Below are 21,227 nucleotides of genomic sequence, written 5' to 3'. Positions count from 1 at the left end.
TTCGCCCTTCTCAAGCGTGGGTGTAGTGCAGCAGCGTCCATTCATCGACATGGACACGGTCCTGCGGATGAACGACGAGCGTGGTGGCGGGATGTTCGATGATGGCCGGGCCAATGACCTCGTGGCCGGGCTGCAGCAGGTCCATCTCGTAGAGGTTGGCCTTGTGCCAGCGGCCGCCAATATAGGCCTCGCGCACGCCCTTATGGGCTGCCACCGGGTCCGACTTGCCGAGCGGGCGCTTGAGCAGCACCGGCTTGACCTTGTCGGCGGTGGCGATGAGGCCGAGCTCGGTGATCGAGAAGCCGGCTTCGCCATAGCGCGAGACGCGATGGTTGACCTTGGCGTAGACCGCCTCGAATTCGTCGATAACCCTGCGCATGTCGTCGGCGGAGTTAATCGCCGACAGCGGCGCCATCACCTCGACGTCCTCGAGCTGGCCGGTATAGCGCATCATCAGGAATGGCACGGTCTTGATCTTGTCGCGCGCGTGGCCGTCCTCGATCATTTCGTCGACCGCTGCCTTGGTCAGATCGTCCCAGACATTGGTGACCTTCTTGCCGAAGGCGAGCAACTCGTCATCGCTGGCGCGCGCGCCGATGTCGTGCTGCGTCGACACGGAATGGCGGCGCATGAAGTCGGCGGTTGTGCAGCCGAAGGCCGAGAAGGCAGCGGCGAACTGGAAGGTGATGATGTCCTTGAAGCCGATGCCCCTGGAGCAGCCGGCCAGATGCAGCGGACCCGAGCCGCCATAAGAGAGCAGGGTGAATTCCGAGGGGTGGATGCCCTGGCCGGAGATGACGCGGCGCAAGGCGTTGTTGGCGTCGGCCTCCAGCATGTCTATCATGCCTTCGGCGGCCTCCTCGACACCGACGCCGAGCAGGCGCGAGCATTTCTCCTCGAAGGCTGCCCTCGCCTTTTCGACCTGCAGCACGACCTTGCCGCCGAGGAAATAATGCGGGTTGAGGCGGCCGAGGATAGCGTCGCAATCGGCGATGGTCGGTTCGGTGCCGCCCTTGGCGAAGCAAATCGGACCGGGATCGGAGCCGGCACTTTCCGGTCCGAGCGAGACCTTCTTGGTCAGCGGGTCGACCTTGAGGATCATGCCAGCGCCGGCGCCGATCGTGTCGAGATGCAGCGTCGGCACGTTGAGCTTGAAGCGGTCCATCAGCGGTTCGTTCTCGATCCGGGTCTGGCCGCGGGTGATGACGCCCATGTCGAAGGAGGTGCCGCCCATATCCGAGCAGATCAGCGAGTCGTTGCCGATCAGCTTGCCGACATAGGCAGCGCCCAGAATGCCGCCGATCGGGCCGGAGATCATTGTTTCATGCAGGCGCGGATGGTTGATCGAGGTCAGACCGCCGAAGGACAGCAGCGTCTGCACACCATATTTGAAGCCGTATTTCCTGGAGACGTCTTCGATACCCTTGAGCTGCTTGCGGCCGCGCGAGGTGGCATAGGCCTCGATCAGCACCGAGTTCAGCCGCGACTGCTCGCGGATGACCGGACGCACCTCATGGCTGGTGTAGACGAGGATGTCGGCGCCGGCCTTCGCGATCTCCTCGCGGCAGATTTCGGCGATGCGCTTCTCGTGCACGGGATTGACGTGCGAGAAGATCGTCATGATGCAGATGCCCTCGACCTTGTCGGCGATCAGCTTCCTGGCGGCGATCGCGACCTCATGTTCGTAGAGTGGCAGGATGATGTCGCCGAACTGGTCGATGCGCTCGGTGACGCCATGGGTGCGGCGGCGCGGCACCAGCGGATCGGGATGCTGATGCGTCACCGCGTGCAGCCGGTCGGCATAGGAATAGTCGGCCCAGGCCTGCAGGCCGCGGCCCATCAGGATCATGTCCTCGAGGCCCTTGGTGGTGATCAGACCGAGCCGGCGGCCGGTGCGCGACAACAGCGTGTTGAGCATGCCGGTGCCGGAATAGAGCACGACGTTGACGCCGGAAAACAGCTGCTCCAGCGAGATACCCCAGGCATCGGCCGCGTCTTCGGCGGAAGCGAGGAAGCCTTCAGCCTCGTTCTTCGGCGTTGTCGCCGACTTGCCGATCTTGAAGTGGCCGTCCTGATCGACAAGGATCGTGTCGGTCATGGTGCCGCCGGCGTCGATGCCGATGACGATGGGGTTTGTAGTGATCTGGTCCACGGGTCGCTTTCCCTCTTCGAGAATGACCGCAGGCTAGATTCTCGGGGCCGGATCGCGCCATATGCCAAAAGACACAATGACGGGCAGGCGCGGTTCGCAGAGAAAAGGACATGCGCATGGGCAATATCTGGGCGCCGCTGGCCAAGGCGATCGCGGCCACTGGCACCGACCGGCATGTCGACTGCCTGATCGACCTGATCGGCGCCGACATTGCGCACGATTTGGTGACGGTCACCCGCTACTCGGCGACCAAGACGCCGGAATTCGTCAAGCACCGGCGTTTCTCGGACGAGATGGTGCGGCGCTATCTCGACAATTACTACGTCTTCGACCCGTTCTACGCCTCGTGGCGACGCGAGCGCCGTCTTGGCATCCTGCCACTCAAGGGACTGGCGGACGAAGAAGCCAAGCGCGGCCAGTACATAGCCGGCTTCCTAGCGCAGTCGGAAATCTGCGATGAGGTCGGCATCATGCTGGCCGATGGCGGCGACTGGTGCCTGGGTATCTTCCTCGACCGCTCGACCAGTTCGTTCAAGGACAGCGAGATCGCCCTTCTGGACGAACGGCTGCCGGTGTTCGAGGCGCTGCACGCGCTCGATATCAAGGCGCGCGGACGCGAGTTCTTCCGCACGTCGGCGCCGACCGGTCCAGGCGCCTCGCCGCGACAGGAGCCGACCATCCCGACGAGCCTGTGGCCGGAACTGTCGCTGCGCGAGCGGGAACTCGTCCAGTTGATCCTCGCTGGACATCCGACGGCCAACATCGCCGAGCGCCTCGGCATCACGGTCGGCACCGTCAAGAACCACCGACGACGCATCTACGAGAAGCTCGACATCACCACCGAGCGGGAACTGTTTTTACAGTTTTTTCAGCACCGGTAGCGGCCGCCCCCTGCTGGCCTACCAATATCCCGTTCGGCGACTGCGATGCCGCCTTGAACTTGGTTGCCGTTGACTTCACATTCGCCACCGATTGGGAGGAAGACCGCATGCAGAACTTCGCGGGGCGCTTCGCCGGCCGGTCGGCGGTCATCACCGGCGGGGCCTCGGGCATCGGCCTGGCGGTTGCGCAAAGGATCGTCGAGGAGGGCGGGCGCGTCAGCGTCTGGGATCGCGATCCGGCCCAGATCGAACAGGCGAAAGCCGTTCTTCCCGGCCTGCATGGTGTGACGGTGGACGTCGCCAACGCGGCAACGGTCGAAAGCGCTGCCCGGTCGACGATCGAAGCGCTTGGCGGCGTCGACATACTGGTCACCAGCGCTGCCATCACCGGGCCGAACATGACGACCTGGGCCTATTCGACCGAGGATTGGCAGAAGGTCATCGACATCAACATCAACGGCGTTTTCTACTGCAACAAAGCGCTGGTGCCGCACATGCTGGAGCGCAATTATGGCCGCATCGTCAACATCGCCTCGATCGCCGGCAAGGAAGGCAATCCCAACGCCTCCGCCTACAGCACGTCAAAAGCCGCGGTGATCGGCCTGACCAAGTCGCTCGGCAAGGAACTGGCCAAGACCAAGGTGACGGTGAATTGCGTGACGCCGGCGGCCGTGCGCACCGCGATCTTCAAGCAGATGAGCCAGGAGCACATCGACTTCATGCTGTCCAAGATACCGATGGCGCGCTTTGGCGAGGTCGAAGAGGTCGCGGCGCTGATCTGCTGGATCGTCTCGGAGGAATGTTCGTTCACGACGGCCGCCGTCTTCGACGTTTCCGGCGGCCGCGCCACGTATTGACCCGGGCCGGAACATCCCCACATTGGCCCGTGCAACTACAATTCCGCATGACGAGGCAGCGATCGGAACTGGACAGGCGTATAGTCGCTGACGTCTGAATGGGGCGGTGACACAACAGGGTTTGCGGGAAAGCCATGACACGACGTGACAGTTTGGCCGGGGTGATGACCCATGGCCGCCATGCCGGCGCCGCGCGACCGACGGAAGTCGCGACCATCAGGCTGGAGTTTGCATCGCTTGCCTGAAGCAGATTCCGCCGCACTGTCCGATGACGAGCTTCTGGACCGCTACCAGCGTGCAGCCTTCGGCTATTTCCTGGAGAATGTGAACCCCGACAACGGCCTGGTCGCCGACACGTCGCGGCCGAACTCGCCGGCCAGCATCGCCGTCGTCGGCTTCGCCTTGTCCTGTTATCCGATCGGCGTCGAGCGCGGCTGGATGACGCGCGCGGCGGCGGTGGAGCTGACGCTTGCAGCCCTGCGATTCTTCTCGGCCAGCCCGCAAGGCGGTGGCGACGAGGTCACCGGCCACAAGGGTTTCTACTACCACTTTCTCGACATGCGGACGGGCCTGCGCGTCTGGCGCTGCGAACTATCGATGGTGGACACCGCCTTGCTGATGGCCGGCATCCTGGTGGCCGCCGCCTATTTCTCCAGTGACAATCCCGAGGAAGCCGAAATCCGGCGATTGGCCGAGGCGCTCTACCGGCGCATCGACTGGCGCTGGGCGCAAGGCAGCAGCCCCACCTTGCGGCAAGGCTGGAAGCCGAAGAGCGGTTTCCTGCACTATGGCTGGGAGGGCTACAACGAGGCGACCATCCTCTACGTGCTGTCGATGGCCTCGCCCGACAGCCCGACTTCTAACGACAGCTACGAGGCCTGGACGGCAACCTACCAGTGGGAAAACATCTACGGCCATGACGTGCTCTATGGCGGGCCACTGTTCATGCATCAGTTCTCGCATGCCTGGATCGATTTCGCCGGCATCCGCGACGCCTTCATGCGCGAGAAGAATTCCGATTATTTCGAGAACAGCCGCCGCTCGACCTACCTGCAGCGCGACTATGCCCGCCATAACCCCTATGGCTTTGACGGCTATGGCGAGAACCTTTGGGGCCTTTCGGCGGGAGACGGGCCGGGCGGCTTCCGCGCCAGCGTGGAACGACGGAGGCACCGGTTCTCCGGCTATGCGGCGCGGGGCGCGCCGTTCGGACCGGATGACGGGACGATCGCGCCATGGTCCTATCCGGCATCGCTGCCTTTCGCGCCCGATATCTGCCTGGCTGCCATGCGCCATCTCGGCGACCGCTACCCCGAAGTGATCGACAATTTCCGGCTGCCGAGCGGCTTCAATCCGACCTTGGCCAACCGGCGAAAATTCGGCCGCAACGGCTGGGTGTCGGAAGGCCATTACGGGCTGGACCAGGGCATCGTGGTGATGATGATCGAGAACCACCGCTCGCGCCTGATCTGGGAGCTGATGCGGTCCAATCCCCACATCCGCCGCGGCCTGGGCAAAGCCGGCTTCACCGGCGGCTGGCTGGCGCAGCCTTCAGGCTCCACATCAGGGGCCTATGATGTCGCGTGAACGGACAAAGGCCGCCGCCTTCCCTGTCGACCGCAACGACGTCGACCTGATCCGGGCCGCGCATCCGCCGCACTGGAAGAACCCGACCCCCGACGGCCAGTACAATCTTGTCGTCATCGGCGCCGGACCGGCCGGGTTGACCGCGGCGCGTGACGCCGCAAGCCTTGGCGCGAAAGTTGCGCTGATCGAGCGCGGCCTGATCGGCGGCGCCTGCGTCAATGTCGGCGGCGTCCCGTCGAAGGCAATCATCCGCACGGCCAGGCTCTATGCCGACATGCGCGATGCCGAGAATTTCGGCGGCGACACGCCGGAGCGTCTTCATGTCGACTTCGAGCGGGCCATGATGCGGATGCGGCAGATCCGGCAGCGGCTCAGCCGTGTCGATTCGGCCGCTGTGATCGCTTCAGAAGGCATCGACCTCTATTTCGGCGAAGCGCGGTTTGGTGGACCGGACACGGTTGATGTCGCCGGCAAGACGCTTCGGTTCAAGAAGGCCCTGGTGACGACGGGTGCGCATCCGAGCGGGCCGGCGATCCCGGGACTTGCCGAGGCCGGCTATCTCGACAATGAGAGCATGTTCAACCTCAAGCAATGTCCTGAGCGGCTTCTGGTCATCGGCGGTGGGCCACTCGGCTGCGAGACGGCGCAGGCCTTTTGCCTGCTCGGCGCGAAGGTGATCCTAGCGCAGAGCGATCCGATGTTCCTGCCCGGCGAGGAACGTGACGCCGCGCAGATCCTGTCGGACGCGTTGGCGCGCGAGGGGGTCGAAGTGCGCCTGAACACCGAAGTGGTGGCGGTGCGCAGGGAAGGCGGCAAGAAGCTCGCCGACCTTTTGCGGGACGGCGACACGACGACGATCTCCGTCGACGAGATCATCACCGGCGTCGGCCGTTCGCCCAATGTCAGAGGTCTCGGCCTGGAAGAGGCTGGGGTGGCGTATGATGCCAACGGCATCAAGGTGGACGATCATCTGAGAACCACAAATCCGCACATCTACGCGGCGGGCGATGTGTGCCTGGAATACAAGTTCACTCACACCGCCGAGGCGACGGCACGCATTGTCGTGCGCAATGCCCTGTTTCGCGGCCGCGAAAGGCTCAGTGAACTCGTCGTTCCCTGGTGCACCTATACCGATCCGGAGATTGCCCATGTCGGTCTCTATCCGATCGAGGCACGCCGCAACGGCATTCCGGTCAAGACCTATACGGTGCTGATGCATGATGTCGCCCGCGCCGTGATGGACGGCGAGGAGGAGGGGTTCGTCAAGATCCATGTCCGGGAGGGTTCCGACCGCATCCTTGGGGCGACGGTCGTCGCCAGCCATGCCGGCGAGATGATCAATGCGGTGACGCTCGCCATCCGGTCGGGCATGGGATTGCATGCCCTGGCCGATGTCATCCATCCCTTCCCGACACAGGCGCAAGGCATCAAGATGGCGGGTGACGCCTACAGGCGAACCCGTTTCACCTCCTTGCGCAGGCGTCTGGCGGCGCGCTGGCTGGCCTGGTCCAGGCGATGAGCCTTGCGGCCCGCCTGGGGCTCGAGACGGAAGTATTCAAATAGGCACTGCTTGACGAAAGCCTTGTTCAGCTAAACAAGGTGGCTCCGATGTTTGTAGTCACGGAATTGTTATCAATGCCATCTGAATCAGTCCCCCTGCCCGACACAACGCCCCCGGCGTCCGCGTTGAACGGCGCAGGCGCGCAACCGGTTGCCCCCGTGCAGGCCCAGAAGCGTACGCTGATCGTGTCGCACGACCCGGCCTTTCCTGCAGCTTCGGGCTCGGATCTGAGAAACTACCGCAACGCCGAAGCGGCCGCCAGGTTCGGGCCGGTCTGCCTGGTTTCGGTGCGGCCGAAGATAGCCATGAACGCTCCCGGTCCGTTAATCCGCGTCGAGGGCCTGTCGATCGAGGGCGAGCCCCGCACGGCCTCGATCGGTTGGTGGCGTTCAAGGGCGGAGAGTCGCATATCGCGTTCCGCCCTGACGCGGCTCGAGACGCTCGCCCGTGAATTCCGCCCTGACACCATCATTGTCGAGGGCGTCGGCCTGTTCAAGCTGCTGCGGCCGCTGCGGCCGCTGGCGGCGCAGCTCATTCTCGACATGCACAATGTCGAGTCCGACCTGGCCGGACAGATCAGGCGTCTTAGTGCCAAGCGATCCGCGGCGGCATTCAGCGTCCGGTACCTTGAAAGAAAAGCGCTGTCCCTTGTCGACAAGGTATGGGTCTGCTCGAAACTGGATCGCCAAAAGCTGATGATGCTTTCCCGGCACAAGATCCCGATCGACATCGTTCCGAACGGAATTCCGCAGGCCGTCGAGGGTTCCGGGCAGCTGCCTGCCGAGCCGTCGACTAGCAACGGCTTTCCGGTGATCCTGTTCATCGGCCATCTCGCCTATCCGCCGAACGTCGATGCCGCGCAGCGATTGGCCAGTGTCATATTGCCCCGGATCAGAAACGCCCTGCCGGGTGCCAGGCTTGTCCTGGCCGGACGCACGCCGAGGCCGGAGGTGCAGGCACTGGCCAGATTGCCTGGTGTGGAGCTCATTGGAGATCCCGCCGATGTCGCGCCGCTCTTGTCCAGCGCGCATCTCACCATCGTCCCGCTGACGGCGGGCGGCGGCACACGCATCAAGATCCTGGAAGCAATGGCCACGGGCGTGCCGGTGATCGCCACGCCGATCGCGGCCGAAGGCCTGGACCTGGTCGAGAATGATGAGCTGCTGCTGTCTGACACTGACGAAACGCTTGCCGAGATGGCCATCGGACTCTGTCTCGACCCCGATCGCAGGGCGCGGCAACGCCTTCGCGCGTATCAGGCGGTATGGGCAAGGTTCGGCCCGCAAGCGATCCACGACGCCGTTCGTGACGGGCTTGGACCAAACGGTGCCGCCGTATGATTCCAGCAATCCTGCACCAGACATGGAAGTCCGACACCATTCCCGCGCGCTTCCAGGCCTATGCCGACAGCTGGAACCGGCACAATCCGCACTGGACCGTGATGCTCTGGAGCGACCGGATGCTGCTCGAATTCGTGGCCGGGCACTACCCTGATTTCCTGCCGATGTTCTGCAGCTATACGAATGGCGTGAAGCGGTCGGATGCTGCCCGCTATATGCTTTTGCATCATTTTGGCGGCGTCTATGCCGACATCGACTGCGAATGCGTCGCCCCCTTCGATCCGATCATGGACGAGACCCGTGTGGTGCTGTGCAAGGAGCCGGCTTCGCATGCAGCCCTCCAGGCGGATTTTCGTGGCCTGCCCTACCTCCTCTTCAATGGGACAATGGCGAGCCCGCCCAGGCATCCGTTCTGGTTGCATCTCCTGTCCATGATGCCTGGGCTCGCTGACGCCAAGGACGTGCTCGACGCGACCGGTCCTTGCCTGTTGACCTCCGCGCAGCGCGGCTACAGCGATCGGGCAGCCTTTGCCATTCACCCTTCCGGCCTGTTCACACCGGTGACGTCGGACGGCAGCACGGAGCGTGAGGCCGGCGACGATACGACAGTACTTTCGATCCATCACTGGGCCGGCACATGGTGGATCCCGGAGCCGCCGCCGACATGGACGACCAAGCTCCGCAACCGAGCCTACCGACTCCGCTATCTCCTGACGCGCGGCGCATATCTGGATGAGGCGGTTGCGAAAGCCGTCGTCGATAAGGCCGTCCTGTCGGCGCCGCCGCCTTCAGGCCGCAACATTGCCGTCCTGGTCCCGCTTCGCGATGCCGCCGACCTCATCCAGCCCTTCCTCGATGCGCTGGACGGGCTCGACTACCCCAAGGACAGGATCAAGCTGGTCTTCTGTGAAGGCGACAGCCTGGACGGGAGCTGGGAACGGCTGCAGGCCGCAACCGCGCGATTAGCCGGCAAATATCGTGACGTCGTCCTGCTGCAGAAACAGGTCGGCACCAGGTTCGACAGGGCGAAACGGGCAAAGCCGAGGATGCAACGAGCCCGGCGCGGCGCGATTGCCAAGGTGCGAAATCACCTGATCGATCACGGGCTGACGGAAGACGACGACTGGGCGTTGTGGATCGACATCGACGTCTGGCGCTTTCCCGGCGATGTCCTCAACCGGCTGATCGCCACGCGACATCGCATCGCGGTGCCCAACTGCGTGAAGATCGCCGGCGGCGGCAGTTTCGACCTCAACAGCTTCATCATACGGCGGCAGACCAAGGACTATCGCTACTACCGCGAGATACGCGGCGGTCTGCACCAGCCTCCCATCCTGACGCCATATCGCTATCATCTCAGTGATGTCAGGCATCTCGACATCATCGGCCTCGATGCGGTCGGTGGGACCATGCTTCTGGTGGATGCTGCCCTGCATCGCGGCGGCCTTCGGTTCCCCGAAATTCCCTACCGCGACCTGATCGAGACCGAAGCCTTCGGCGTGCTCGCCAACGATCTCGGCATCCGGCCGGTCGGCCTGCCGAAGCTGGAGATACTACACGTGCCCTGGTGAAGGGGCAGCCAGCCGAAGTTCTTGCCTAAAGCAATTCTAGGAAAAGTGTGAGCGGTTTTCCGTCTGGAATCGCGTCAAGAGAGTTAGAGTGGTTCGCCGTTTCCATGAAACGGTGAAACGCTCTAAGAGGCTCCAGATAGACCTGCGGCCGCAGACGTCGCCAGGCGTCAGTCGTGCAACTCCCGTGAAATCGGCGGGCCGACCGAAAATCCGGAGAATGTGACCTCGAAACCCTCGCGCTGCGGCGAACAGCACATCATGCCGACATCGACCGTCTTCGAGATCGGGAAATAGGCGAGCCGCACCGGCTTCCAATGGCCGTCCGAAGCATCGAGATACTGGACGCGGATCGCTTCGCCGTGGCGGGTCAGGCGGATCTTCACGCCGTTCGGACCGGTATGAATAGCGACCAGCGACCAATCCGAGGTGTCGTTGGTGACGACGACGGAGAAATAGGCAAGGCCGTCGGTGTATTCGATGCCGGCCTTGATCCAATGCGTTTCGCTCAGCCGGACCATCAGCCCAGCCTGGTCATAAAGCACCTTGTAGTCGCCCTTGACGGTGACTTCGACTGTGAAATCGCCTTCGACCGGCCGATGCAGGAAGTGGCCGTTGTCGCGCCAGAAACCATAGAAGGTCTCGCGCCAGAAATCGGTCTCCTTGCCGGTGCGCACGCGCACCGCATCGCCGTTTATGGCGTGATGCGGTGGCGGGTTGAGCCAGGTCAGATCCTGCAATGTCATTGCCTCGGGCCGGTTCCGTAACGGCTCGCCGGCCCGATCCGCCGGCGTCCGATCAGCCTGCGAATGTATAGGCGGTCTTCACCGTGGTGTAGAACTCCATGGCATAGCGCCCCTGTTCGCGCGGGCCATAGCTGGAGCCCTTGCGGCCGCCGAAGGGAACATGGAAATCGACACCCGCCGTCGGCAGGTTGACCATCACCATGCCGGCCTCCGAATTGCGCTTGAAGTGGGTGGCATGCTTGAGGCTCGTGGTGCAGATGCCCGAGGTCAGTCCGAACGGCGTGTCGTTGGCGACGGCAAGCGCCTCGTCGTAGTCCTTGACGCGGATGACGCTGGCGACAGGTCCGAAAATCTCCTCGCGCGAGCTGCGCATGGCGTTGGTGGCCTCGGTCAGCAGGGCCGGGCTGAGGTAGAAGCCGGGCGTCTTGCGGTCGAGCCGCTCGCCGCCGAAGGCGAGCGTGGCGCCTTCCCTGACGCCGATGGCGATATAGTCCTCGTCCTGCTTCAGCTGGGTCGCATCGACGACCGGGCCGATCTGGGTCTGCGCGTCGAGCGCGTCGCCGATCACCAGCTTGCCCATCCGCTCCTTGAGCGCATCGACAAAACGGTCGTGGATGCCGTCGGTCACGATCAGCCTGGATGAGGCGGTGCAGCGCTGGCCTGTGGAGAAGAAGGCGCCGTTGAGCGCGCAATCGACAGCGACCGCAAGGTCGGCGTCGTCGAGCACGACCAGCGGGTTCTTGCCGCCCATTTCGAGCTGGAACTTGCGCATGTGCTCGACACTTGCCGCGGCGACGCGTTTTCCCGTGCCGACCGAACCGGTGAAGGTGATGGCGTTGACATCGGGGCTGTCGAGCATCGCCTGGCCAACCACCGAGCCCTTGCCCATGACGAGGTTGAGCACGCCCTTGGGCAGGCCGGCGCGGTGCAGGATGTCGACGATCGACCAGGCGCTCTCGGGAACGAGCTCCGCCGGCTTGAAGACGATGGTGTTGCCATGGGCCAGCGCCGGCGCGATCTTCCAGGCCGGAATGGCAATGGGGAAATTCCATGGCGTGATGATGCCGACCACGCCGACCGCTTCACGGGTGATCTCGACGCCGACGCCCGGCCGCACGCTTGGCACGACCTCGCCTGACAGCCGCAATGTTTCGCCGGCGAAGAAATCGAATATCTGGGCGGCGCGAATGGTCTCGCCGATACCCTCGGCCAGTGTCTTGCCCTCCTCACGCGCCAGATTGCGGCCGATCTCGTCCTTGCGCGCCATGATCTCGTCGGACGCCTTCTTCAGCACCGCATGGCGCGCCAGCGGACCGGAGCGCGACCACGCGGGAAACGCCGCCTTTGCCGCCGCGATGGCCTGCTTGGCTTGTTCGACACCGGCCGAGGCATATTCACCGACGACATCGCCGGTGTCCGAGGGGTTGATGTTGCGAGAGCCGGCGTCGCCGACCCACTCGCCATCGATGAGGTTCTTTCGAAACTGCGCCATGTCCTAGTCTTTCCTGCTGGTTGGCCGCGCGGCGGCATCTGTCTGAATAGGTATTTGCCAGACAAATGCCTTGCGGGAAAGCACGCACTGGCCGAACAGCCGCGACAAAAATCCCCAGGCGAGCCGTTACACCAACAGGACGATGCCGGCAGAGCCCCATCGGCAGCCAACCCGGCTAATATCCGCAGAGCGCCTCGCAGGCTCGGGTGAATTGCCCTGTACAGCAGTGTCCATATCCTTGATTTGCCCGATGCGGCGTGTCATGCGTCGTGCCGATGGCAGCTCTCGAAACGACGACCCAGCGCGCCGGCGCCACCGGCAACATCAAGGCCACGCGTGAAGACTGGCTGAAGCTGGCGCTTGAAACACTGATCTCGGATGGCGTCGAACGCGTCCGCGTGCTGACGCTTGGCCAGCAGCTCGATGTCTCGCGCTCCAGCTTCTACTGGTATTTCAAGAGCCGGCAGGATCTGCTCGACCAGTTGCTGGATCACTGGCGGCAGACCAACACAAAATTCATCGTCGAGCGCGCCAGCCGGCCTTCCGCGACCGTCATCCGCGGCGTGATGAGTATTTTCGAATGCTGGGTCGACGAGAAGCTGTTCGATCCGCGGCTGGATTTCGCGATCAGGGCCTGGGCCCGCCGCTCGCCCGCCATCCGGCGCGCACTCGACGAGGCCGACGAAGAGCGCGTCAATGCCATACGCGACATGTTCAAGCGCCATGGCTATGAGGACGAAGATGCGTTCGTGCGCGCCCGCGTGCTCTATTTCATGCAGATCGGCTATTACTCGCTCGAGCTCAACGAACCGATGAGCACCCGCCTGGCCCAGGTCGCCTCCTATCTGCGCAGCTTCACCGGCCAGGAGCCTCCGGCGGAAGATGTCGAGGATTTTGCGCGCTACGTCGAGAAGACGCTTTCCGGTAAACGGTAGACGCGGCCATCGGCCGCCTCGGCCATACCGCTTTTCTTAAATCCCACAAGCCAGCCTGCTCCGCGTCAGCTTCGCATACTAGACACATGTGTACAATGCCGTTAGGGTGCGCCGCCATGGCCTGACGGAGTGCGGCGGAATGAAATCGCAATACAGGGCGATCGTTATCGGCGGCGGCGTGGTTGGAGCCTCGGTGCTCTATCACCTGGCGAAATTCGGCTGGAGCGATGTCGCGTTGATCGAACGCGAGGTGCTGACCGCGGGATCGAGCTGGCACGCGGCCGGCGGCTTCCATGCGCTGAACGCCGACCCCAACATCGCCGCCCTGCAGGCCTACACGATCGACCTTCTGTCGGAGGTCGAGACGGAATCGGGCCAGAACATCGGCATGCACATGACCGGCGGCATCTCGGTCGCTTCGGCGCCGGAGCGCTGGGAATGGCTGAAGGCCTCCTACCGCATTTTTCAGACCATGGGCATAGACGATGTCCATCTGGTCGGCGTCGACGAAATCAAGCAGCGCTGCCCGATCCTCAACACCGACGGCATGCTGGGCGGCCTCTATGCCGCGCGCGAAGGCCATATCGACCCCTCGGGCGTCGTCCATGCCTATGCCAAGGCGGCGAGGAAGCGCGGCGCCGAGATCATCGAGCACAACCGCGTGCTGGAGCTGAACCGCCGCGCCGACGGCAGCTGGGACGTGGTCACCGAAAAAGGCACCGTCATTGCCGAGCACGTCGTCAATGCCGGCGGCCTGTGGGCCAAGCAGGTCGGCCGGATGGCCGGCATCGACCTGCCCGTTTCGCCGATGGAGCATCATTACGTCGTCACCGAGGCGCTGCCCGAGATCCAGGCGCTCGACCGGGAATTGCCGCTGATCGTCGACCTCGAAGGTTTCACCTATATGCGCCAGGAGCAGAAGGGCCTGCTGCTCGGCATCTACGAGATCAACCACAAGCACTGGAACATGGACGGCGCGCCGTGGGACTACGGCATCGAACTGATCCAGGAAGACACCGATCGCATCGCCAACGAACTGGCGCTCGGCTTCAGCCGCTACCCCTGCCTGGAGACGGCCGGCATCAAGCGCTGGGTCAACGGCGCCTTCACCTTCTCGCCGGACGGCAATCCGCTGGTCGGCCCGGTGCGCGGCGTTCCCAATTACTGGGTGGCCTGCGGCGTCATGGCCGGCTTCCTGCAAGGCGGCGGCGTCGGCAAGTCGCTGGCTGAATGGATGATCCATGGCGAACCGGCAGCCGACGTCTATGGCATGGACATCGCCCGCTACGGCGATTTCGCCTCCAACCGCGAATACATCAAGCAGACGACCGGGCAGTTCTATTCGCGCCGCTTCGTCATGAGCTATCCCAACGAGCAATTGCCGGCGGGACGACCGTTGAAGACGGCCGGCGCGCATGACGCCATGGATGCGGCCGGCGCGCGCTGGGGCAATTCCTGGGGCATGGAAGTGCCGCTCTATTTTGCCGCGAAGGGCTTTGTCGAGACACCGACGCTGAAGCGCTCCAACGCCTTCGACATCGTCGGCCAGGAATGCCGCAAAGTGCGCGAAGGCGTCGGCCTGCTCGATATCACCGCCTTCTCGCGCTACGAGGTTTCTGGACCGCAAGCGGAAGCGTGGCTCGACCGGCTGCTCGCCTGCGCGCTACCGAAGCCCGGCCGCGCGAAGCTCGCACCGATGCTGGGCGAGAACGGCAAGCTCAAGGGCGACCTCACCGTCTTCAACTGGGGCGATGGTTCCTGGTGGATCATGGGGTCCTATTATCTTCGCCAATGGCACATGCGCTGGTTCGAGCAGCATCTCGGCGACGGCGTCACCGTTCGCGACATTTCGGACGCGGTCGTCGGCTTTTCGCTCGCCGGCCCCAATGCGCGCCGCCTGCTCGAGCGGCTGACGCACCAGGATGTGTCGCACGAAGCCTTCGGCTTCCTCGCCTGCAAGACGCTCGATGTCGGCCTTGTGCGAGCCAAAGTCGGTCGGCTCTCGGTGATCGGCGAGCTCGGCTACGAGATCCATTGCCAGGCCAATGAGCACGCCGGACTGCGCCGCGCGCTGCTGGCGGCTGGCAGCGACCTCGGCATCACCGAATACGGCTTCGGCGCCGTCAATTCGCTGCGGCTCGAAAAGAGTTTTGGCATCTGGTCGCGCGAGTTCACGCAGGATTACACGGCTGATGAAACCGGCATGGACCGCTGGATCGCTTTCGAGAAGGGCGACTTCATCGGCCGTGAGGCGGCGCTGAAAGAGCGGAAAGCCGGCGCCAAGCGGACTCTGGTGACGCTCGAAATCGACGCCTTGGATGCCGACGCCGGCGGTTACGAGCCGGTCTGGCGCAAAGGAAAGCTTGCCGGCTTCGTCACCTCCGGCGGCTATGGCCACACCGTCGGCAAGAGCCTCGCCATGGCGCTTGTCGATCGCGACGCGGCCGGTATCGATACCGAGTTGACAACCCATATCGTCGGCGTCGAAAGAGGTGCGCGCGTCATCGCTTCGTCGCCCTACGATCCGCTGGGCAAGGCGATGCGGGCATGACCGGAACAAGCGCAGCCATCCCGGCGGAAGACATGCCATGACCAGACGCTATTCCGCCCTGTCGCTGTTCAAGGAGGGTCTGGCCGGCCAGACCGGCTGGAAGCAGGCCTGGCGCTCGCCCGAGCCGAAGCCGGCCTATGACGCGATCGTCATCGGCGGCGGCGGCCACGGGCTGGCGACGGCCTACTATCTGGCCAAGAATCACGGCATAACCAGGGTCGCCGTGCTGGAAAAGGGCTGGATCGGCGGCGGCAACACCGGCCGCAACACCACCGTGGTGCGCTCCAACTATTATTACCCGGAAAGCGTCGCGCTTTATGGGCTGGCGCACCGGCTCTATGAAGGCCTGTCGAAGGATCTGAACTACAACGTCATGCTGTCGCAGCGCGGCATGGTCAATCTCTGCCACTCGACCGCCGAAATGGAGATCGGCGCGCGCACCGTCAACGCCATGCAGATCAACGGCATCGACGCGGAGCTGTTTTCACCAGAGGATGTGCGCCGCGTGGCGCCGATCTACAATTTCTCCCCGGATGCGCGCTTTCCGGTGTTCGGCGGCATATGGCAGGGCCGCGCCGGCACGGCCCGCCACGACGCGGTCGCCTGGGGCTACGCACGGGCGGCAAGCCGGCTCGGCGTCGACATCATCCAGAATTGCGAGATCACCGATTTCATCATCGAAGGCGGCCGCTGCCGTGGTGTCCAGACCAGCCGTGGCGCTATCCGCGCCGACCGCATCGGCATGGCGGTGGCCGGGCATTCCTCGGTGCTGGCGGCCAAGGCCGGCTTCCGGCTGCCAATCAATTCCTACGCGCTGCAGGCCTGCGTCTCCGAACCGGTCAAGCCGATCCTCGACACGGTGGTGCTGTCGCCAGGCTGCGGCGTCTATGTCAGCCAGTCGGACAAGGGGGAGATCGTCATCGGCGGCGGGCTCGATCGCATCCCCTCCTATGCGCAGCGCGGCAATCTGCCGACGTTGGAAACGGTGATCGCCGGCCTGCTGGAAATGTTCCCGATCTTCGGTCAGCTGAAGCTGATGCGGCAATGGGCCGGCATTGTCGACGTCGTGCCGGATTCCTCCCCGATCATCGGTCCCTCGCCGCTGCCCAACCTCTTCCTCAATTGCGGCTGGGGCACGGGCGGCTTCAAGGCCATTCCCGCCGGCGGCACACTGCTGGCAAACCTGCTGGCGACCGGCAAGCACAACGACATCAGCCGGCCTTTCGATTTGGATCGTTTCGCCAGTGGGCGGCTGATCGACGAAGCGGCCGGCTCCGGCATCGCGCATTAGAGGTTCCAATGCAGCTTTTCCCATGCCCGTTCTGCGGCCCGCGCGACGAGACCGAATTCCACTATGGCGGCGACGCCGGCAATGTCCGGCCCGACGGTGCCGACGTGCCGATCGATCGCTGGGCTGGATATCTCTACCTGCGCGGCAATCCGAAAGGCACGGCGCGCGAAATCTGGGTGCACATGAACTGCGGCGAGTTCTTCGTCATGGAGCGCGACACCATCACGCACAAGGTGCTGTCCTCGGCGGCCCTTGGCGGGGAGCACACGGCGTGACCGCCTCGCGTCTTGCCACTGGCGGCAGCGCTATCGACCGCTCGCGGCCGGTCCGCTTCAGCTTCGACGGCGCAACCGTGCTCGGCTTTGCCGGCGACACCATCGCTTCGGCGCTGCTGGCCAATGATGTCGCGGTCGTCGGCCGCAGCTTCAAATACCACCGGCCACGCGGTGTCTGGGGCGCGGGCGTCGAGGAGCCGAACGCGCTGGTCGATGTCGGCGGCCCACAGGCGACGCCGAACACGCGCGCCACGACCGAGCCGGCGCGCGACGGGCTGGTGGCGAAGAGCGTCAATGCGACGCCCAATGCACTGGCCGACCGCAATGCCTTCCTCGACCGCTTCTCGCGCTTCATTCCGGCGGCGTTCTACTACAAGACCTTCATGTGGCCGGACTGGCACATGTTCGAGCCACGCATCCGCGCCATGGCCGGGCTGGGCAAGGTCGATACCGACTGGACCTCGCCGGGCACAGCGGACCAGATCAACCATCATTGCGACGTGCTGGTGGTCGGTGCGGGACCGGCCGGACTGGCGGCAGCCAAGCTGGCGGCCGGCGCGGGCCTCTCCGTCACTTTGGTCGACGATCAGCAGAAGCCGGGCGGCTCGCTCGGCCACCGCGCCGGCGAGATCGACGGCAAGCCAGCGGCGATCTGGGTCGAGGAGACGGTTGCCGAACTATCCGCCGGCGGCCACCTGATCCTGCCTGCGACCACCGCCTTCGGCATCTACGACCACAATCTGGTCGGGCTGAACCAGCGTCATTTCGATGGCCGGCGCGACACGCTGTGGCGGGTCAGGCCGCGCCAGACCGTGCTGGCGACCGGCGCGATCGAGAGGCCGCTGCCCTTCGCCAACAATGACCTGCCGGGCATCCTGTCGGCGGATGCGGCGCTAGCTTATCTCAGACGCCATGCGGTGCTGGTCGGCCGGCGCATCGTCGTCGCGACGAACAATGACAGCGCTTACGAGGTTGCGGGCACGCTCGCAGAGGCAGGTGCCGATGTCACGCTTGTCGACATCAGGCGCGACGGCATGCCCGACGCGCCGGCCAAGGTGCCCCTGGTCAAAGGGCGGGCGCTTTCCGCCGCCAAGGGCAGACTGCGCGTCGAGGGTGTGACGCTGGATGACGGCACAAAGCTCGATGCCGATTGCGTGCTGGTCTCGGGCGGCTGGACGCCGACCATTCATCTGTTCGGCCAGGCCAAGGGCAAGCTCTCCTGGAGCGAGGCAAGCGCCGCCTTCGTGCCGGGCGATCCGGTCGACGGCATTGCCGTTGCCGGCGCTGCAGCCGGCGCGGTCTCCCTGTCGGAGGTGTTCGCCGGCTCGAAGAAAGCTGTCGCATCGCTTGGCGAGACGAAGGCAACTCTGCCGCGCAGCACCGGACCTGAGGCGACGAGCGGCATAGCGGCTGCGTGGCCGGTGCCCGGTTCGAAGGGGCGCATCTGGATCGACTATCAGAACGATGTGACGGTAAAGGACGTCGAGCTGGCGGCGCGCGAAAACTTCGTCTCGGTCGAGCACCTGAAGCGCTACACGACGCTCGGCATGGCGACCGACCAGGGCAAGACCTCCAACCTGCCCGGCCTGGCGCTGATGGCCGGGATTACCGGCCGCACGGTGCCGGAGGTCGGCACCACCACCTATCGCCCGCCGTTCACACCGGTGCCGCTGGCAAGCTTTGCCGGCGCGCGCGTTGGCGAGTTGATGGCGCCGGTGCGTAGGCTGCCGCTGGAGAATGTGCATCGCGACAGCGGCGCCGTCTTCCAGGAATATGGCGGCTGGCTGCGGCCGGCTCATTATGGTGGCCGCGACGCCGACGCGGATCGCGTCATTCAGGACGAGGCGTTGCGCGCACGCCGGTCGGTCGCGCTGTTCGACGGTTCGACGCTGGGCAAGATCGAGGTGATCGGGCCTAAGGCCGCCGAATTCGTCAATTTCCTCTATTACAACACCATGTCGACGCTGAAGCCGGGCCGCTGCCGCTACGGTTTCATGCTTTCGGAGAACGGCGTGGTCTTCGATGACGGCGTGCTGGTGCGGCTGGACGAGCATCGCTTCGTCGTGTCGTGCTCGTCCTCGCATGTCGCCGCCGTGCACGCCCGGCTGGAGGAATGGCGCCAGGACCGTTTTGGCCGCGAAGCCGTCTACATCCACAACGCCACATCGGACATGGCGACGTTGACTGTCTCCGGACCGAACGCCCGAAAATTGCTCGAAACACTCGATCTCGGCCTCTCGCTCGACGATGCCTATCTGCCGCATATGGCGATCGGTCACGGCCGCTATGGCGGCGACGCGGTGCGCATCGCCCGGGTCAGCTTCACCGGCGACAGGAGCTATGAAATCTCCATCCGCGCCGACCGCGCCGAACCGCTATGGGCCCATCTGCGCCAGGCCGGCCAGGCGTTCGATGCCGTTCTCATCGGCCTCGAAGCACTGATGATCCTGCGCGCCGAAAAGGGCTTTATCGTCATCGGCAAGGACACGGACGGCACCACGCTGCCGCATGATCTCGGCAGCGAAGGCCCCCGCTCCAAACGCCAGAGCGAATATGTCGGCCGCCGCTCGCTGTTCACCGAGGAGGCGTCGCGTGGCAACCGCCTGCAGCTTGTCGGCTTGACGGTGCCGCAAGGCGAAGCGCCGCTGCCAACGGGCGCGCATGGCATCAAGAGGGCTGATGGCAGACTGCACAGCCAAGGCTTCGTCACCTCGAGCTACCAGAGCCCGACGCTAGGCCGCCCTATCGCACTCGGCCTGATCGAGCGTGGCGCGACACGCCACGGCGAAACAATCGAAATCCAGCACCTCGGCAAGGTCCGCACAGCGAAAATTTCCGCGCCTTGCGCCTTCGACCTAGCAGGGGAGCGGTTGCATGCGTGATCTCGCGGAAAAATCGTCCGTCGCGCCAGACTGGCGAAACGCCACGATCGAGGTGCCGGGGCTCAAAATAGGCGCGGTTGCCGGGCTGCATCAACGTCTGGTCAGCGGCGACCTGGCCGCATGGGCCGAGGCATCCGGCCTCGATGGAACGGCGGTCGGAGCATTCGGCCTGGCCGAGGGCATACGTTATTCGGTCCGACTGGCGCGCGACCGATTGCTTGCCGTATCCATCACGCCCATCAGCATGGCGGCGCGATGGTTCCCGCAAGGTTTTGCGGTGACCGAGATCAGCGCCGGATTGCAGGTGTTCGACGTCGAAGGCCCGGCGCTCCAGGCTTTCATCGCACGCGGGACGACGCTCGACCCCAGGCAGCCAAGCGCCAGCGCGGCACTGTCCTTCGCTGGCATCAGCGCCATCGTCTATCGCCATGAAAGCAAGCTGCGCATCCATATCGATCGCGGTCTTGCTGCCTATCTCTGGACGTGGATGGAGCAGGCTGCCGGCCATATCGCGGCCGGCAAATAGCCGGCACGCTCAGAGCGTGAACGACCAGAACAGGCAGGCCAGCGTCGCGGCGGCGAAGATCACGAAGAACAGGCTGCGCAACAGCACATTGCGGCGCAGCTCGTTCATGACGAAGTGGCAGCTGACAACCGCCACGGCAAACAGGAACCGCCAGTTCAGCAACGCGAGCAATGCGCTGCCCTGACCGAAGGCCCACCGGGCGAGAAGGCCACCGACAATGGTGGCAAACAGCACGATCACCGTCCAGAAGATCGCATCGGCGGCATGGGTCAGCACGATGCTGGCCGCGCGGATCGGCAGGATCATCATCAACAGCGCGCTGAAGAAAAAGACGGCGGCCAGCGGAATGAAGGTTCCGGTGTCGGCGATGCCGTCGAGCCGCCTGACGCCGATCGCGCCATAGGGATAGCCGTGCCGGGCCACCGCAAGGCTCAGCGCCATGAGCAAGGCGGTCAAGACGGCGACGAGTGCGAAGGTCGTGAGGGCTTTGCTCATTGTGTTCCTGTCCCGGACGAATCAGACAGGAACTTTGTAGCGGGCGGTCGTAAATTGCACGTAAGCGAGGGTGCCGCCCGTGCGGATT

Annotated in this window: 16 protein-coding genes; 12 read left to right on the top strand and 4 right to left on the bottom strand. The window is 64.3% G+C overall.

Annotated elements, in window-relative coordinates; translation table 11 throughout:
* Positions 1-10 precede the first annotated feature (10 nt).
* Entirely contained in the window at positions 11-2,152 is a 2,142-nt protein-coding gene (locus CKW40_RS16100; RefSeq protein WP_095200870.1) for a hydantoinase/oxoprolinase family protein, read from the bottom strand.
* A 110-nt stretch (positions 2,153-2,262) separates the two neighbouring features.
* On the opposite strand from CKW40_RS16100, the gene CKW40_RS16095 reads away from it, so the two are divergent.
* The 6 genes from CKW40_RS16095 (at position 2,263) to CKW40_RS16070 (ending at position 9,949) form a co-directional block, all read left to right on the top strand.
* Positions 2,263-3,033 carry a helix-turn-helix transcriptional regulator gene (locus CKW40_RS16095; RefSeq protein ID WP_095200869.1) on the top strand — a complete coding sequence of 257 codons (771 nt, stop codon included), beginning with the start codon at positions 2,263-2,265 and terminating at the stop codon, positions 3,031-3,033.
* A gap of 107 nt (positions 3,034-3,140) precedes the next feature.
* On the top strand, positions 3,141-3,890 hold the full coding sequence (locus CKW40_RS16090; RefSeq protein WP_095201039.1) for an SDR family NAD(P)-dependent oxidoreductase: 750 nt from the start codon (positions 3,141-3,143) through the stop codon (positions 3,888-3,890).
* 237 nt (positions 3,891-4,127) lie between these two features.
* Positions 4,128-5,477 carry a glucoamylase family protein gene (locus tag CKW40_RS16085; protein ID WP_095200868.1) on the top strand — a complete coding sequence of 450 codons (1,350 nt, stop codon included), beginning with the start codon at positions 4,128-4,130 and terminating at the stop codon, positions 5,475-5,477.
* Complete coding sequence (locus tag CKW40_RS16080; RefSeq protein WP_095201038.1) at positions 5,467-6,996, top strand: mercuric reductase; 1,530 nt, start codon at positions 5,467-5,469, stop codon at positions 6,994-6,996. Before CKW40_RS16085 ends, CKW40_RS16080 begins: the two co-directional genes overlap by 11 nt.
* Positions 6,997-7,196: 200 nt before the next feature.
* Positions 7,197-8,378: a glycosyltransferase family 4 protein gene (locus tag CKW40_RS16075; RefSeq protein WP_244571197.1), complete on the top strand. Its 1,182-nt coding sequence runs from the start codon at positions 7,197-7,199 to the stop codon at positions 8,376-8,378.
* Positions 8,375-9,949, top strand: a complete 1,575-nt coding sequence (locus CKW40_RS16070; protein WP_095200866.1) for a glycosyltransferase — start codon at positions 8,375-8,377, stop codon at positions 9,947-9,949. Before CKW40_RS16075 ends, CKW40_RS16070 begins: the two co-directional genes overlap by 4 nt.
* A 167-nt stretch (positions 9,950-10,116) precedes the next feature.
* On the opposite strand, the gene CKW40_RS16065 is transcribed toward CKW40_RS16070, so the two are convergent.
* Together CKW40_RS16065 and CKW40_RS16060 are read right to left on the bottom strand one after the other, a co-directional pair.
* Positions 10,117-10,692: a DUF1349 domain-containing protein gene (locus CKW40_RS16065; protein ID WP_095200865.1), complete on the bottom strand. Its 576-nt coding sequence runs from the start codon at positions 10,690-10,692 to the stop codon at positions 10,117-10,119.
* A 52-nt stretch (positions 10,693-10,744) separates the two neighbouring features.
* Entirely contained in the window at positions 10,745-12,184 is a 1,440-nt protein-coding gene (locus CKW40_RS16060; protein ID WP_095200864.1) for an aldehyde dehydrogenase family protein, read from the bottom strand.
* A gap of 275 nt (positions 12,185-12,459) precedes the next feature.
* Here CKW40_RS16060 and CKW40_RS16055 point away from each other — a divergent pair, with 275 nt between their 5' ends.
* The 6 genes from CKW40_RS16055 (at position 12,460) to CKW40_RS16030 (ending at position 20,644) form a co-directional block, all read left to right on the top strand.
* Positions 12,460-13,119 (top strand): TetR/AcrR family transcriptional regulator, encoded by a 660-nt coding sequence (locus tag CKW40_RS16055; protein ID WP_179297985.1) that lies wholly within the window; start codon positions 12,460-12,462, stop codon positions 13,117-13,119.
* A 139-nt stretch (positions 13,120-13,258) separates the two neighbouring features.
* On the top strand, positions 13,259-15,670 hold the full coding sequence (locus CKW40_RS16050) for a GcvT family protein (protein ID WP_095200862.1): 2,412 nt from the start codon (positions 13,259-13,261) through the stop codon (positions 15,668-15,670).
* A 37-nt stretch (positions 15,671-15,707) separates the two neighbouring features.
* Positions 15,708-16,961, top strand: coding sequence for a sarcosine oxidase subunit beta (locus CKW40_RS16045; protein WP_095200861.1), 1,254 nt, complete (start codon positions 15,708-15,710; stop codon positions 16,959-16,961).
* Positions 16,962-16,969: 8 nt separating this feature from the next.
* Positions 16,970-17,236: a sarcosine oxidase subunit delta gene (locus CKW40_RS16040; RefSeq protein WP_095200860.1), complete on the top strand. Its 267-nt coding sequence runs from the start codon at positions 16,970-16,972 to the stop codon at positions 17,234-17,236.
* Complete coding sequence (locus CKW40_RS16035) at positions 17,233-20,118, top strand: sarcosine oxidase subunit alpha family protein (RefSeq protein WP_095200859.1); 2,886 nt, start codon at positions 17,233-17,235, stop codon at positions 20,116-20,118. Before CKW40_RS16040 ends, CKW40_RS16035 begins: the two co-directional genes overlap by 4 nt.
* Positions 20,111-20,644 (top strand): aminomethyltransferase family protein, encoded by a 534-nt coding sequence (locus CKW40_RS16030; protein ID WP_095200858.1) that lies wholly within the window; start codon positions 20,111-20,113, stop codon positions 20,642-20,644. Before CKW40_RS16035 ends, CKW40_RS16030 begins: the two co-directional genes overlap by 8 nt.
* 9 nt (positions 20,645-20,653) lie before the next feature.
* On the opposite strand, the gene CKW40_RS16025 is transcribed toward CKW40_RS16030, so the two are convergent.
* Positions 20,654-21,139, bottom strand: coding sequence for a hypothetical protein (locus CKW40_RS16025; protein WP_095200857.1), 486 nt, complete (start codon positions 21,137-21,139; stop codon positions 20,654-20,656).
* Positions 21,140-21,227 lie beyond the last annotated feature (88 nt).

Origin of the sequence: Mesorhizobium carmichaelinearum, from assembly GCF_900199455.1 — a bacterium.
Lineage (GTDB): Bacteria > Pseudomonadota > Alphaproteobacteria > Rhizobiales > Rhizobiaceae > Mesorhizobium > Mesorhizobium carmichaelinearum.
Note: the sequence above shows the minus strand (reverse complement) of the source record. Positions and strands in the feature narration are given on the sequence as shown.

Bases quoted from the DNA above. Each gene is read 5' to 3' on its own strand.
- CKW40_RS16070 (WP_095200866.1), top strand. From the start codon at position 8,375: ATGATTCCAGCAATCCTGCACCAGACATGGAAGTCCGACACCATTCCC.
- CKW40_RS16040 (WP_095200860.1), top strand. From the start codon at position 16,970: ATGCAGCTTTTCCCATGCCCGTTCTGCGGCCCGCGCGACGAGACCGAA.
- CKW40_RS16060 (WP_095200864.1), bottom strand. From the start codon at position 12,184: ATGGCGCAGTTTCGAAAGAACCTCATCGATGGCGAGTGGGTCGGCGAC.
- CKW40_RS16090 (WP_095201039.1), top strand. From the start codon at position 3,141: ATGCAGAACTTCGCGGGGCGCTTCGCCGGCCGGTCGGCGGTCATCACC.
- CKW40_RS16025 (WP_095200857.1), bottom strand. From the start codon at position 21,139: ATGAGCAAAGCCCTCACGACCTTCGCACTCGTCGCCGTCTTGACCGCC.
- CKW40_RS16095 (WP_095200869.1), top strand. From the start codon at position 2,263: ATGCGCATGGGCAATATCTGGGCGCCGCTGGCCAAGGCGATCGCGGCC.
- CKW40_RS16080 (WP_095201038.1), top strand. From the start codon at position 5,467: ATGTCGCGTGAACGGACAAAGGCCGCCGCCTTCCCTGTCGACCGCAAC.
- CKW40_RS16030 (WP_095200858.1), top strand. From the start codon at position 20,111: ATGCGTGATCTCGCGGAAAAATCGTCCGTCGCGCCAGACTGGCGAAAC.
- CKW40_RS16065 (WP_095200865.1), bottom strand. From the start codon at position 10,692: ATGACATTGCAGGATCTGACCTGGCTCAACCCGCCACCGCATCACGCC.
- CKW40_RS16055 (WP_179297985.1), top strand. From the start codon at position 12,460: ATGGCAGCTCTCGAAACGACGACCCAGCGCGCCGGCGCCACCGGCAAC.
- CKW40_RS16045 (WP_095200861.1), top strand. From the start codon at position 15,708: ATGACCAGACGCTATTCCGCCCTGTCGCTGTTCAAGGAGGGTCTGGCC.
- CKW40_RS16050 (WP_095200862.1), top strand. From the start codon at position 13,259: ATGAAATCGCAATACAGGGCGATCGTTATCGGCGGCGGCGTGGTTGGA.